Annotated in this window: 14 protein-coding genes; 1 reads left to right on the forward strand and 13 read right to left on the reverse strand. The window is 65.9% G+C overall.

What is annotated here, in order from left to right:
- Positions 1–4: 4 nt before the first annotated feature.
- From selB to BDD21_RS29385, 7 genes are all read right to left on the reverse strand, one after another.
- On the reverse strand, positions 5–1960 hold the full coding sequence (gene selB, locus BDD21_RS23265; RefSeq protein WP_120800090.1) for a selenocysteine-specific translation elongation factor: 1956 nt from the start codon (positions 1958–1960) through the stop codon (positions 5–7).
- Positions 1957–3363 (reverse strand): L-seryl-tRNA(Sec) selenium transferase, encoded by a 1407-nt coding sequence (selA, locus tag BDD21_RS23270; protein WP_120799197.1) that lies wholly within the window; start codon positions 3361–3363, stop codon positions 1957–1959. Before selA ends, selB begins: the two co-directional genes overlap by 4 nt.
- A gap of 43 nt (positions 3364–3406) precedes the next feature.
- Positions 3407–4348: a formate dehydrogenase accessory protein FdhE gene (gene fdhE, locus BDD21_RS23275; protein WP_120799198.1), complete on the reverse strand. Its 942-nt coding sequence runs from the start codon at positions 4346–4348 to the stop codon at positions 3407–3409.
- A 186-nt stretch (positions 4349–4534) separates the two neighbouring features.
- Positions 4535–5158 carry a formate dehydrogenase subunit gamma gene (locus tag BDD21_RS23280; protein ID WP_120799199.1) on the reverse strand — a complete coding sequence of 208 codons (624 nt, stop codon included), beginning with the start codon at positions 5156–5158 and terminating at the stop codon, positions 4535–4537.
- A complete protein-coding gene (gene fdxH / locus BDD21_RS23285) occupies positions 5155–6033 on the reverse strand; it encodes a formate dehydrogenase subunit beta (protein ID WP_120799200.1) in 879 nt (292 codons plus the stop codon). Before fdxH ends, BDD21_RS23280 begins: the two co-directional genes overlap by 4 nt.
- A 10-nt stretch (positions 6034–6043) precedes the next feature.
- Positions 6044–8509: a formate dehydrogenase-N subunit alpha gene (gene fdnG, locus BDD21_RS23290; protein WP_211335142.1), complete on the reverse strand. Its 2466-nt coding sequence runs from the start codon at positions 8507–8509 to the stop codon at positions 6044–6046.
- A gap of 12 nt (positions 8510–8521) precedes the next feature.
- Positions 8522–9109, reverse strand: coding sequence for a molybdopterin-dependent oxidoreductase (locus tag BDD21_RS29385; RefSeq protein ID WP_120799202.1), 588 nt, complete (start codon positions 9107–9109; stop codon positions 8522–8524).
- 879 nt (positions 9110–9988) lie between these two features.
- Between BDD21_RS29385 and BDD21_RS28075 the strand changes: the two genes are divergently transcribed.
- Positions 9989–10144 carry a hypothetical protein gene (locus BDD21_RS28075; RefSeq protein WP_170164878.1) on the forward strand — a complete coding sequence of 52 codons (156 nt, stop codon included), beginning with the start codon at positions 9989–9991 and terminating at the stop codon, positions 10142–10144.
- Between the two features lie 318 nt (positions 10145–10462).
- Here the strand turns inward: BDD21_RS28075 and BDD21_RS28380 are convergent, their stop codons facing one another.
- The 6 genes from BDD21_RS28380 to BDD21_RS23325 all read right to left on the reverse strand — a co-directional run bounded on the left by BDD21_RS28380 (position 10463) and on the right by BDD21_RS23325 (position 14055).
- The gene (locus BDD21_RS28380; protein WP_211335143.1) at positions 10463–10672 is read right to left on the reverse strand and encodes a hypothetical protein; all 210 of its coding nucleotides are present in this window, start codon (positions 10670–10672) and stop codon (positions 10463–10465) included.
- A 226-nt stretch (positions 10673–10898) separates the two neighbouring features.
- Positions 10899–11573, reverse strand: coding sequence for an ATP-binding protein (locus BDD21_RS23305; protein WP_120799203.1), 675 nt, complete (start codon positions 11571–11573; stop codon positions 10899–10901).
- Positions 11563–12300, reverse strand: a complete 738-nt coding sequence (locus BDD21_RS23310) for a helix-turn-helix domain-containing protein (protein ID WP_120799204.1) — start codon at positions 12298–12300, stop codon at positions 11563–11565. Before BDD21_RS23310 ends, BDD21_RS23305 begins: the two co-directional genes overlap by 11 nt.
- Complete coding sequence (locus BDD21_RS23315) at positions 12297–12521, reverse strand: helix-turn-helix domain-containing protein (RefSeq protein ID WP_120799205.1); 225 nt, start codon at positions 12519–12521, stop codon at positions 12297–12299. Before BDD21_RS23315 ends, BDD21_RS23310 begins: the two co-directional genes overlap by 4 nt.
- A 522-nt stretch (positions 12522–13043) precedes the next feature.
- Positions 13044–13445 carry a hypothetical protein gene (locus BDD21_RS23320; RefSeq protein WP_120799206.1) on the reverse strand — a complete coding sequence of 134 codons (402 nt, stop codon included), beginning with the start codon at positions 13443–13445 and terminating at the stop codon, positions 13044–13046.
- A 151-nt stretch (positions 13446–13596) separates the two neighbouring features.
- The gene (locus BDD21_RS23325) at positions 13597–14055 is read right to left on the reverse strand and encodes a helix-turn-helix domain-containing protein (RefSeq protein ID WP_245969768.1); all 459 of its coding nucleotides are present in this window, start codon (positions 14053–14055) and stop codon (positions 13597–13599) included.
- Positions 14056–14140 lie beyond the last annotated feature (85 nt).

A 14140-nucleotide genomic window follows, 5' to 3' on the forward strand; every position in this document is an offset into this window, starting at 1 on the left:
ATATCTATCGAGCGTGATCGGTCGTCGGCCTGCTGCTCGAAGGCGCATCCAGATCCAACAGGCTGTCGCGAAACACCCGATGCTCGTCGCCGATGCGGCGACAGTAGCCGATGCGGTCGAAGAACTCGAGGATCTGGATCGCGACCTTGCGCCCGATACCCAGGGCATCGCGGAAGGCCGCAGCCCGGGCGGCACCCTCGCGCTCCTGCAGGTCGCGCGCCAGCGTCGACATGTGCGCGACCGCCGAGCGCGTGAAGAAATGGTCGTGCGCCACCTGAAAGACCTCGCCCATGCCGGCGAGCTGCTTGAGCAATCGACGGATCGCATTTTCGTCGCTGCCGAGCGCACCGGCAAGATCCCGCACGCGCGGCGGGTTGAAGGGCTGTGCGTCGAGCTGCGGGAAGATCCGCTCGCGCCACAGACGCTCCGCCTCCGGAGACAGGCGCACGGCGTGATCCGGCAGATGCATGTAGGGGCCGCTGCGCATGAGCCGCCCGGAACGGATCAAGGCGTCCGACAGGGCAGCAAACTCCGGACGTGCCAAGCGGGGTGCCGCCATCCGGCGCAGGCGTTCGCGATCCGGCCCGAGTCGTTCCGGGGCCTTCTCGTGCTCCTCGGCCAGTGTCTGCAGGATCCGCGCTTGCCACGCCTGCCAGACGTCGACCGAGAAGAGCATGCCGCCGGCGGACGCACCGACGGCGACCGTCTCGGGCAAAGCGGCGAGGTCGGCCAAGGTCGCGGGATCCAGGTTCCAGTGTCGGGCCAGTCGGTCAAGGCCGAGGCCCTCGTTGGCCAGCGGCAGGGCACGCGCGACGGCCGTCGTCACCTCGGGTTCGGCGAAGGCACCGAGCAAGGCGAGCCGCTGCGGCCGGCGTCGCCCGCGGGTCGGCGGCTCGGGATCCAGGACGCGCCCGCCGCCCAAGGTCTGCCGGGCGGATTGATCCCGCAGGATAAAACGATCCCCGCGCAAGGCGCCGACCGGTTCGTCGAGCACCAGCTGGACCAACCCGATACCGCCTGGCTCGATGACATCGCCCTCCAGGACGGCGACCCGGCCGGTCAGGTGCGCGGCACCGAGGTGACAGTGCACCGGCGTCCAGTGACGCAGGGCCCGGGCGGCATCGGGCAGAACGCGGAGGCGCGCGTCGAAACGCCGAGTCGGGAGATGCAGATCCGGCGCGACGACCCACTCCCCGCGCCGGATCTCGGTGTGATGGAGCTCGGAGCCGGCCAGGTTCAGAGCACAGCGTTGACCGGCGACTCCGATCTCGGCGGGTTCGTTCTGCGCATGCAGACCCCGGATTCGTGCCTCGCGGCCCGACGGGGTCAGTCGCAGCAGGTCGCCCGGTCGCACATGGCCGCTATGGACGGTACCGGTGACGACGATTCCGGTACCGGACAGGGTAAAGGCACGATCCACCGCGAGGCGAAACCGCCGGTCGTCGATGCGGTCCGAGCGCGGCGGGACGGCGGCATGCAGATGGGTGCGCAGGTCGGCGACTCCCTCTCCCGTGACAACGCTGACCGGGAACAGAGGAGCGGCGGCCAGACCGGTCCGGCTCAAGAGACCCCGCACATCGACTTCGACCTCGGCGAGACGCTGCGCCGAGACTCGGTCGGTCTTGGTCAGGGCGACCGCACCGCATTCCAGGCCCAGCAAATCCAAGACCTGCAAGTGCTCGCGCGTCTGCGGCATCGGCCCGTCGTCTGCGGCGACCACCAAAAGGACGAAGTCGATCCCGGTCGCACCGGCGACCATGGTGTGCACCAGTCGCTCGTGACCGGGGACGTCGATGAAGCCCAGAATCCCGCCGGTCTCGCGCGACTGATACGCGTAGCCCAGCTCCAGCGTGATGCCGCGGGCCTTTTCCTCGGGCAGCCGGTCCGTGTCCACGCCGGTCAGCGCCCGCACCAGTGCGGTCTTGCCGTGGTCGATATGTCCGGCCGTTCCGACGATCATGGCCGGCACAACCCGGCGAGCTGGGCGCAAAAGCCCGCTTCGTCGTCCAGGCAGCGCAGGTCGAGGAAGAGGACACCGCCCTCGAGCCTCCCGATGACCGGGGTCGGCAGGCCGCGCAGAGCCGCCTCCAGCTCGCGCAGCACCGCAGACTGCCGGCGAGGCGCACGTACGGCGATCGCCCGGCTCGGGAGCCGCTCCAGGGGCAGCGCACCGCTGCCGATCTGACTCCCGGTCGGCTCGCTGCTCAAGGCCAACGGCCAACCACTCAGGGCCTGCTGCATGGAGGGCAGCAGCCGCTCCACCTGCGCCGCGATCTCCTCGGCCGTACGGGTCAGCAGTCGCAGCGTCGGCAACCGCTCGGGCAAACGCTCGGGATCTCGATAAAGCCGCAGGACGGCCTCGAGGGCCGCAAGAGTAATCTTGCCCACCCGCAGGACCCGCTTGAGCGGGTTTTTCTTGATCCGGGCGATCAGGTCGGCACGCCCGACCAGGATCCCGGCCTGCGGACCGCCGAGAAGCTTGTCGCCGCTGAAGGTGACCAGATCTGCACCCTGGCGCAAAGCAGCCTGCGGCGTCGGTTCCGCGGGCAGGCCGAAGCGCGCCAGGTCCACCAGTGTCCCGCTGCCCAGATCCACGGCGAAGGGGACGCCGTGCCCCCGGGCGATGCGGGCCAGCTCGACCTCGGACACCCGGGCAGTGAACCCTTGGATCGCGAAATTGCTGGTGTGCACCCGCATCAGCAAGCCCGTGCGGGGACCCAGGGCATCCGCATAGTCGTGAGTGTGGGTACGGTTGGTGGTGCCGACCTCTTTGAGACGCGCACCGGCGCGCGTCATGATGTCCGGGATACGGAAGGCGCCGCCGATCTCCACCAGCTCGCCGCGCGAGACGATCACCTCTTTGCGCGACGCCAGGCTGTTGAGCAACAGAAACACCGCCGCAGCATTGTTGTTGACGACGGTAGCCGCCTCGGCCCCGGTCAGCTCCCGGAGCCAGCCCTCGACGACCCGGTCCCGGTCGCCGCGGCGTCCGTCGTCCAGGTCGTACTCCAGTGCGCAGGGCTCGCGTGCCGCCGACGTCAGGGCCTCGATTGCCTCCTCCGGCAGATTAGCCCGCCCGAGATTGGTATGCAGCACGGTCCCCGTGAGATTGAAGACCCGACGCAGCCGCGGGGCATGGCTGCGTGCCAGAGCTGCCGCCAACCCGGCCGCGAACGGATGCTGGGCAAAGACATCGTCGGCCGGCCAACCATCGCCGGGGCCGCCACGCCATTCGGCGAGCTGCGTACGCACCTCCGCGAGCACGGCCGGCCGGCCGTACTCGGCCAACAGCGGGACGAGCGCGGGCCAGCCCAGGATACGATCGACGGACGGGGGACGCTGGTGCGCGGGTAGGCTATCCAAGAAAGACGATCCTTAGAGGGACGAGAGGCTGGGGCCGGCCGGACTAGGCGGAAGTCGCCGGGGCCTCGGGTTGGATCATCATGAAGTTGATGCCCGCCCGGGTAAACCCCTCCTGATCCACCAGCCAATCCAGGGCCATGGTTGCCAGATCGTCGGCCCACGGATCGACCCCGAGATCCTTGTCCATCCTGCAGATCTTCAGGTAGCTGCGACACTCGGGACAGGCTTCGGCCTTGACCGCCTCGCCCCGGGACTCGAGGCCCAAATAGGTGATGCCCCGGCTGTTGTTGCATTGGCTGCATTGACTGCGCACCAAACGCCACTCGCTGGCGCAGAGTCCGCAATGCAGATAGCGAGCACCGTCCTCGGCACCGCCGACGCGCACGATGGAGGCAACCGGCGGACTAGCGCAAACCGGGCAAAGACCGGCACCGGCGGGCGGTCCGACATCATCCGGGTTCAGGCGCGCGGCCTGCGAGGTCCAGGCGACCTGCATTGCAGCGCCGATCAAGGGTGCGCAGGCGAGATCGGGCAGCTCGGTGGCGTCCGGATCCAGCAGCAGGTGACCCTGCTCCGCCAGCCAGACATCCCCGGAGGCTAGGATGCGCGCGCAGGCGGCCTTCGCCTGATCGGGCAATAGATCGGGCGACGCCGCGGTCAGGTGTTCGGCAAGACTCCGAGCAAGTGCGGCCCAGTGCGGATCGGGTTGCCAGCCCGGATGCGCCAAGGGCGGCATCCCGCCGATCCGACATTGATCCAGGAGTGCGCGCAAGTCACGACCCGAGGCCGTCGACCGGTCCAAAACATCTTGCTGCGCCTCGGCGAGGACTGCGGCAAAGCGGAGGAAAGCCCCCAGGTCGTGGCCCTCGGCCAAGGCCCTCGCACGCCCTGCCCGCCGGGCGAACAGGTCCGGCGACGGGAGACGCAGCGCGGGAATCTCGCGAACGGCGCCGATCAATTCAGGTTGCAGTAAGGCACTCGGCATCGAGGATGACCCCTGTCTGGTATCGCTAACGCGGCGCGAGAAGGACCTCGGCCACCCTGTCGTTGCGCCCGTTGTGCCGTTGCGGCACAGGGGCTGGTTTCAGGATCTCGAGGTGAGCCCGCTCGCCGCGCATCGGACCCTGCCGGAGACACCGAACGGATCGGCCCCTCCGCTATCGGCGGCTACTCATGGCTCCTTGGTCGCCTCGTTGAACCAATCTCGGTGATGCTGTTTCGCCCAGGGGCGCGTCACGGTCCCGTACCACATGGCCCGAATCGTCCCTTTCGTCCAGATGGCGGCATAGATATGCATCATGATGAGCGCGATCATAACCACCGAGGTCGCGGCATGCACCACGGCCGCGAGTCGGACCAGCTCGACCGAGAAGCTGAACCAACTGCGCCACAGCCCGATGCCGGAGAGGGTGAGTAGGATCATGCAGATCACCAACAACCAGAACAGCAGCTTCTGTCCGCCGTTGTATTTGCCCTGTGCCGGCATCTTGTGGTCGTCGCCCTCGGCCATCTCGCCGATACGACGCAGCCATGCCCAATCCTTCGCACCCATGAGATTCAGAGTCCAGAAGCGAATCATCATAAACAGGAAGGCAACGGACATCAGCACGCCCACATAGGGGTGCAGGATGCGTGTCCACACCCCCCCTCCGAACAGTTGGGTCAGCGGCCAGAAGGCCGGATGGAACAGGGCCAGACCGGAGAGTGCGAGCAGGATGAAGGTGATGCCAACCACCCAATGGTTGACGCGCTCTCCCGTGGTGTAGCGGATGAGGTCGTTCGGGTCGCGTTTCATTTCTCGAACTCCTTCTCGGTCTCTTTCGAGACCTCGTTCGGGCCCTTGGCGATATAGTGGAAGAGGCTCGCCAGAGTGACGGCCGCCAGCGCGCCGATGGCCAGCGGCTTGGCGAAGCCTTTCCAGAGCTCGACCAGCGGATCGATGGTCGGATTCTTCGGAAGACCCGAGTAGAGTCCCGGCTCATCGGCATGCTGCAGGACATACATGACGTTGGTTCCGCCGACCCCCGGAGCGTCGTAGAGCCCGGCGTTCATGTATCCCCGCTCCTGGAGCTGCCCGACGCGTGCCTCGGCGTAATGGGCCATGTCGTCCTTCGACCCGAAGACGATCGCCCCGGTCGGACAGGTCTTGACGCAAGCCGGCTCCAGACCCACGGCCACCCGATCCGAGCAGAGCGTGCACTTGTACGCCTTCTGATCGACCGGGGAGAGCCGGGGAATGTCGAACGGACAACCGGTGATGCAGTAACCGCAGCCGATACAGTGCTCCTGATTGAAGTCAACGATACCGTTGGCATAGCGCACGACGGCACCGGGTGCCGGACACGCCTTCAGGCAGCCCGGATCGGCACAGTGCATGCAGCCGTCCTTGCGGATCAGCCACTCCAACCGACCGGGCTGAACTTCCACCTCCGCAAAGCGCATCACCGTCCAGGAGGCGTCGCCCAGGTCCGCCGGGTTGTCGTAGACACCGACGTTGTTGCCGATGGCCGGATGCAGGTCGTTCCATTGCGCGCAGGCCACCTGGCATGCCTTGCAGCCGATGCACTTGGTCACATCGATCAGCTTGGCCACCTCGAGCGGTTGGCGAACCCCGGGGGGCGGTGTCGTCGTGGCCGAGCGGGCCTCGACGGCGAGGGATTGCATGGTCATGACCGCCTCCTCAGACCTTTTCCACGTTGACGAGGAACGCCTTGAACTCCGGCGTCTGCGAGTTGGCGTCGCCGACGAAGGGCGTCAGCCGGTTGGCCAGGAAGCCCGGCTTGGCAACCCCCACGAACCCCCAATGGATCGGGATTCCGACGGTATGTACCCGCCGGCCGTGGACATCCAAGGGTCGCAGCCGCTTGGTCACCACGGCCACCGCCAGGATCCGACCGCGCTTCGAGGTCACCTTCACCAAGTCACCGGCAGCGATGCCTTTCTCCGCCGCGAGCTCCTCGTCGACCTCGACGAACTGCGACGGCTGCAGGACCGCGCTGGAGCGAACGTTCTTGGTCCAGAAGTGCTGATGCTCGGTCACGCGATAGGTGGTGCCGACATAGGGGAAGTCCTCCGCGCTCCCCAGTTGCTTGGCGTCGTACTCGAACAGGCGCGCGCCCGGGTTGCTGGTCGCGAGCGGGTTCTCCGGATGCAGCGGGTTGATGCCGAGCGGCGTCTCGAAAGGCTCGTAGTGTTCCGGAAGCGGTCCTTCGGCCATGCCCTTGAGCGCGAACAGATGGCCCACGCCGTCCGGCAGCATGATAAAGGGACCGACGTCCAGCTCCGGGGCCGCGTCGGGTCGCATGTCCGGCACGTCGTTGCCGGCCCACCGGGTCCCGTTCCAGGCGATGGTCTGGCGGGTCGCATCCCAAGGCTTGCCGGCGGTATCGCAGTTGGCTCGGTTGTAGAGCACGCGGCGGTTGGCCGGCCAAGCGAACCCCCACTGCGGATAGAAGCCGAGACCGGACGGATCCGCGGTATCGCGACGTGCCATCAGGTTGCCGTCCTGGCTCCAGCTCCCGCAATAGAGCCAGTTGCCGGAGGCGGTGGTGCCGTCGTCTCGCAACTGGGCGAAGCCCGCAAGCTGATCCCCGGCCTTGACCAGGATCTTGGTCGGATCCTTGGGGTCCGGCAGATCAGCCAAGGCGCGTCCCGAGAACTCCTTGGCGAGCTCCTCGGGGCTGGGGGCCAAAGGCTGCCCGTAGTCCCAAGTCAGGTTCGTCACCGGATCGGCAAAGGTGCCGCCCTCCTGCTCGTAGAGACGCCGCAGCCGGTAGAAGATGCCCGCGATGATCTGCAGATCGCTCTTGGCCTCCCCCGGCGGATCCGCAGCCTTCCAGTGCCACTGCAACACCCGACTCGAGTTGGTGAAGGAGCCGTTCTCTTCGACGAAGCAGGTCGAGGGGAGGCGGAACACCTCGGTCTCGATGCCGCTCGGCTCGACATTGTTGTAGACGCCGTAGTTGGCCCAGAACTCGGAGGTCTCGGTCACGAGCGGATCGACGACCACCATGAACTTGAGCTTCGCCAGGCCCTCGCCGACCTTCTGAACGCAGGGCACCGCCGCCAAGGGATTGAAGCCCTGGCAAATGAAGCCGTTCATCTTCCCCTGATGCATGTTCTCGAACATCTGCAACACGTCGTAGGGTTTGTCGAGCTTCGGGAACCAGTCATAGCGGAAGTTGTTCTCGGCGGTGGCCGCCCCGCCGTAAAGCGCCTTGGCCAGCGAGACCCGAAACTTCGGGAAATTCTGCCAAAAGCTCATCTGGTTGGGACGCAGTGGTTTGGGCGAGCGGGCGTCGAGATACGCTTGCCAATCCTGCTCCCCGTCGGAGGCCAGCCGCAGGTAACCCGGCAGCATGTTGGTGATCAGGTTCATGTCCGTGATGCCCTGGACGTTGGCATGACCGCGCAAGGCATTGATGCCGCCGCCGACTCGGCCCATGTTGCCGAGCAGCAGTTGGATCATGGCCATCGCCCGGATCGTCTGAGATCCGGTGGTGTGCTGCGTCCAGCCCAAGGCATAGAGGATGGTCATGGTCTTGTCCGGCGTCGCGGTCGCGGCGATCGCTTCGCAGACCGTGATGAAGTCCTCCTCCGAGGTGCCGCACACGTCCTTGACCAAGGCCGGTGTATAGCGGGCGTAATGCTGCTTCATGAGCCGGTAGACCGACCGCGGGTGAGTCAGGGTCGGATCGGAGATCACGAAGCCGTCCTCCCCGATCTCGTAGTCCCAGGACTCGCGGTCGTACTTGCGCTGTGCCGCGTCGTAGCCCGAGAAGATCCCGTCCTCGAAGGCGAAATCCTCCCGCACGAGGTAGGACACGTTCGTGTACCGGCGAACGTACTCGTGATGGATCTTGTCGTTGTCGAGCAGGTAGTTGATCACCCCGCCCAGGAACGCGATGTCCGAGCCGCTGCGCAGCGGTGCATAAAAATCGGAGACAGCCGCGGAACGCGTGAAACGCGGGTCCACGACCACGAGCTTGGCCTTACGGCGTGTCTGGGCCTCGATGACCCACTTGAAGCCGCACGGATGTGCCTCGGCTGCATTGCCGCCCATGACGAGCACCAGATCGGCATTCTTGATGTCGACCCAATGGTTGGTCATCGCGCCACGCCCAAACGTCGGAGCCAGACTGGCCACCGTCGGGGCATGTCAAATGCGTGCTTGGGTATCGACGGAAACGATGCCGAGTCCGCGTGTCATCTTGGCGGTCAGGTAGCCCGCCTCGTTGCTGACCGCGCTGCTGGCCAGCAGACCCATGGTGGGCCAGCGGTTGACGGTCTCGCCATCGGCGTTGGTCATGGCGAAGTGCGCGTCGCGGTCATTCTTCATCAGGCGCGCGATTCGCTCGAAGGCATCGTCCCAAGAGATGCGCTGCCACTCGCTCGAGCCGGCGGCCCGGTACTCCGGATAGCGGAGACGGTTCTCGCTGCGGACGAAATCGAGCAGGCCCGCGCCCTTCGGGCAGAGTGTGCCGCGGTTGACCGGATGATCCGGATCGCCCTCGATGTGCACGATGTCCGCCTTGGCGTTCTTCCCACCGCTGCCGAGGGTGTAGATGATGACGCCGCAACTCACCGAGCAGTAGGGACAGGTATTCCGTGTCTCCATGGTACGGTCGAGCTTGAAGGCACGGGCCGACGCCAGTGCGGGCGCGGGCGAAAACCCGAGCGCCGCCAGGCTGGAGGCTCCGGCCCCTGCCGCGCAGACGCGAAAAAAACCTCGACGGGATAGTTGCATGGATCGGGATCTCCTTTGGTGCGGGTCGTCACTTTCCAGTCCTGTTCACCGAGCCTCGCCTGACGTGGATACGGACCGGAACCGGACTTGGATTCGATGGCGACTATTTCATTAATTGCTTAAGTTCTTTTTTAATAACCATAGCTGCATTGAATCAATCCTGACTGTACTGCACAACGATGACGCAATATTCAATGAGCGCTTCAGCCAGCTTCAGCCAATACCCTATTATCGGCGGGGAGTATGTTACTCGTCTACCGACGAAGTCAATTGAGAGGATGTTAAAGAACCTTTTTGGACGAACCGCAGTTCCTCTTGGCGAAACAGCACTCCCGCGATCCGGATCAAGCGGATTTCGGCCAGCCGTCGGGCGACGGAATAGGATACTTTAGGGGTCGGCGCCGAGACGGTCCTCTTGCGGAGGAGATACCGGTTTCAGGATTAGGCTCAGGTGGATAACATCACCGACGCTGCCGTCGCGTATAGATCGGGAGTGCCGCGACCGACATCCGTCCGACCGCAAACAGCGCCCATCGGGGCAGCCAAGCCCGATGGCGAGGGAGCCGCGCGTGACCGAGCGCAGGGACCTGGAGAAGCGCCTGCGGGGCCTGGGGCAGAAAACGGGGGCCAAGCGCGGGCGCAAGCTGAACACAGCCTACGACCGAATTCTGATCGAGCCGAGTGCACAGCTCGAAGCCAGGGAGTCGTCGGGTCCGGGGGGACTCCTGCCGCACGGGACCTACCGGCTCATGAAGCCGCGTTGGTGGTGGCGAATTCCGCCACCTTACCTAGTCTCGACTTTGGCCATTTCCGAGCCTCGGCGGGAGGGCTGCGGGTGGTATCGTCCGATGTCGACCAAAACCTCGGACATGCCCGCGGATGTTCCCTCTGCCAGCCTCGATTGTCCCTGTTCTGCAGCCCTTTGCCGGCCTGTTCACCGCGCCGACCCTGGCGCATCTGCACGTCTTGCTGATGGGAACGCTGCTGGCGCTAGGGCCGCGCACGGTGATTGCGGTGCTGCGGGCGAGGGGCTGAGCGCGGAGCGGCGCTTCGAGCGTTAGCATCGGGTGCTGAATCGGGCGCGCTGGTCGTCGCGCCAAGGGGCGCGGATTCTGCTGGGGCTGTTGCTCGGGATGTTGCCGGCGCAGGTGCCTCAAAGCCCACGCCATCTTCTCCGATTGCCTGGCCCTCGTGCAGAGCACGATTTGGGCCGAGGAGAAGTACGTCAACTCAAGGCCCGAGGAGGAGATGGTCCTAATTTCGTCCAAGCGCCGGTCGCCGCGAGTTGCTCCAGCAGGCGATCCTAAGATTGGCTCAAGTCGAGTTGATCTGATACTCCCAGTCGTAGCCAGACTACGACAACGACAATTTATTCAAGCAACCCCAATCACCCGTTGTGTCATCCAGCATGAGATGCCCCCGGCTACCCTCCCCCCTTGCCTCTCCGGACTCCTCCCGTGCGCTGAACGCTTCCGGCATGTGCGAGATCAGCGTCATTGTATCGACCGGCTCGCCATCGATCCGCACCTGCAGCGCGGCGTAGCGGTCGAGGTCGGCTTTCAAGCTGACCGGACCCGGGCGATCGACCGGGCGGCATCGCCATCGGTATCACCGCGGCAGCGATCGAAGCCACGCGTTCCGCCGCGACAGACGGTCGGAGCACGCGGGCGACGTGCATCATGCGCCCGTTGACCGCGTTGCATGCGCGGCGTCTCCCGAAGGGCCCTCCGCGCAACAGCGTGAGTCACCTCCCCGGAGAAGATCCGCACGCACCCGATCCCGGACCGCATCAAACGCCGCCCCCGCTGCGCCGATAACTCGGCCAGGTGAAGGACACCACGGCGGAGTCGCCTTCGCAGAGCCGGTCCATGATCCGCTCGCCGAGGTAACCCTCCATCTCCTCGTCGGTCAGGTTGCCGATCAGGATCGTGGCACGCAGGTTCGCATAACGCGTATCGAGCACGTCGAACAGCATCGCGCGGCGTTTGTCGTCGCTGCCGATCGTCAGTCCGACCTCGTCGAGCACCAGCAGGTCGGGGTCGGTCAGCATGGCCAGCGCTTCGCTCTCCGAGCACGCCGCCCGCGTCGCATAGGTGTCGCGCACCGTGCGCAGCGCGGCCGGGACGGACATGAACAGCCCCGTGTGGCCGGCCCGGATCACATTCGCGAGGATGGCGCAGGCGAGATGGGTCTTGCCGGTACCGGGACCGCCAAGCAGGAGCAGGCTGTCGCCGTGACGGGCGCCGGCCGCAAAGCGCGCCGCGTAGCTGCGACAGACCCTCGAGGCCAACTCCTGCTGCGGCGTCGTGGCCCGATAGCTATCGAAGGTCTTCGCGCGAAAGCGCGGGGGGATTCCGCAGCGTCCGACGGCCGATTCGAGCCGCCGTTGCGCCTCGTCCCGGCGTGCGGCCAGGAGTTGTCGGATCTCGCGGCGTCCATGCTCCGCCAGCTCCTCAAGCGACATCAGCCGGCAGCAGCCAGGGGATGCGATCGAGCGGGGTCGCTCCGCGGGCGTAGTCTTTGTCGGCGAGTCGTCCGGTCGGCTCATGCGGTGGCCTCTGCGTCGTGCGGGCCTGCAGGGTCTGCAGGCGCTGGATGAAAATGGCGTCCCAACTCGTGCGGCGCGACCCGGTGTCGGACCAGTAGGCGACGAACTCCGCGACCTGGTCCTGGACCCAGTCGCGTGCGATGCCCTGCTTGGCGGCCCAACTCAGGACCCGCGCACCGGGACCCCAGTCGGGCGGAATCGGGCGCGCCGGATCGGGTCTGCGTTTCGGGGTCTGTTGCCCCCGGTGCAGGGGCGTGACGCCTCCGGTTCGGGGATTCGGCACCGTCGGGTCGAGCGGATCCAAGACGATCGCAGGTCCGTCGTCGAGGGGCATGGGTTCACTCACCCACGCCGTCTCCCCATCGCGGGTCGGCACCTGCGCGGGGGATGTGCCGACCGCAAGGCTATAGAGGGTGCGCTGCGGCCGGCTGCGCGCGCGCTGGAGCAGACCGCGCGCCTCGAGTGCCGCCAGAGAGCGCGTGACGGTGCGCCGATCGACCTCGGCGCGCGCGGCCAGGCGCGACAACGACGGCCAGCAGCCGCCCGCCTCGTCGGCATGTTCGGCCAACGCCAACAGGACCAAGCGCTGTGCCGGCGTCAGTCCACGGCAGTCCCAAGCCCAATCGCGTGCCGCTCGGCTCATATCGGCCGCCCATGGTCGGGGCGACGTTGCAGCAGATCCACGACCTCGACATCCAGAGCGCGGGCGATGCGGCGCAAACTGGCGAGGGTCGGGTTGGCGTCGCCGGTCTCGATGCGGCAGATCCAGGCTTGCGAGGCCCCGGCGCGCTTGGCCACTTCGGCTTGGGTCCGACCCGATCGCCTGCGCAGGTGACGGAGGTTTCCTCCGATGGTGCTGTTCATTCGGGGCTCCGAATCGCTGTCTGTCATATCCGGGCCGGCGCGCCGGGCAAACCGTGACGCTGCCGCCGCCGACATGGAACGCGCTCGAGACCGTCCCGCAGGCAGCGTGGCCGAAGCGTTGGCCGGTGCGGAAAGCGTCCTCGAACGCTGGACAGATGATAGGCCGATCGCGAGCGCAGCGAAGCCGCTCAAGATGACGCTTTTCGACGTCTTTCGCGTGTTTTGCGCTTTGTTGTCGGCAATCGGGAGCGAGGTGGCGCAGCGCCGGGCCGGAGCGGCCCGACACCTGAGCAGTCGGAGACGGACAGCGGGAGGATGGCCGGCGCGGGCTTGGCGATTTCTGCCGGTCCATCGTCGCTGCTTGGACGGAAGGCCCGATCGTCCTCGCAATCCCCGGCAGGTGGGCCCTGCCGAGGGCGCGCGGGGCCGTGCGTGTACCCCGTCACGATCGCGCTGCATCGGCAGCGGTCGGTGTGTTTCCGCAGAGACGTGGACGCTCGCGCACGAGCGGCCGCCCTCGAATCAGGAGGATTCGAGCATCGTCGCGATCGTAAAACTGATCAGGCTCAAGATCAGCATGACGAATCCGATGGTCAAAAGGATGTTGTCGGGCATCTCCGACAGGAACTCCACCAGGTAGAGCGGGGCGATGGCGGCGAACATCAGCACCGAGCCGAGCACCCGCAACAGGCTACGTTGCTGGCGGTGGCAGCGCTGGACCGCCGGCGGCGCAGCGGCCATCGCGGGAAGATCGATTCGATGATCGGGATGCGGGTGTTCGAACGCGTTGTGATTCTTGAGATTGATGCCGCCGATATCGATGCTCAACGACGGCATCGCCACGTCCGACGGCCTCGGCTTGGGCACGCTGTCGCCCATGATCCCGCGAATTGTCGAACGGATTTCATCACTCTTGTCGAGCATCGAACAACCTCCGCTGTTCCGTGATCCGAAGTATCCACCTGATATCAAACGCATCGGATCGTCGCCCGGCGCATCGACCGCGTCAACGCAAAAACGCGTCTTGCGATCGTCATTCCGGGGCGGATTCGCCGAACCGTGAACTCGGTCACGCTCAGCTCGCCAGCCTGACGAGCTCCAACACCGGCGCCTTGCGGACGTCTTCGCTGCTGCGATAGAGGCTGTAGAGCGCCGCGACCAGCTTGGCCTTCTTCGCAGGCGTCAAGGTCGCGCCGATCTCGTCGAGTCCGCCTTCGACCGACTCGAGCAGGGTTTCCAGCAGATCCACGTCGACCGGACCCCGGACCATCGCGTCCGTGCCGTCCTCGGCGCGCCCCTGCCCGGTTGCCAGCCAGAGCAGGGACACACCGGCTACGCGGGCGATATCGACCAGCTTGTCCGCCCCGGGAACGCTCGCGCCCGCGAGGTACTTGCGGAAGATGCTCTCGGAAATTCCGCACTTTTGCGCGAATGCATTCGTGGACAGCACACCCTTGGCCCGCGCCAGGCGCGTCGCGAATCCGGCGGCATCCCAGAAGACTTCGCAATCTAAATCAGAATCTTGCTTGTCCATCGTCATGGTCATATCACTCAAGTCGAGCGCCGAGAAAACGCGTGATAAGACGATCAAAGTCGCTTATTGAGCGTTTTTGTTTGAC

This window comes from Thiocapsa rosea, from assembly GCF_003634315.1.
Classification (GTDB): Bacteria; Pseudomonadota; Gammaproteobacteria; order Chromatiales; family Chromatiaceae; genus Thiocapsa; species Thiocapsa rosea.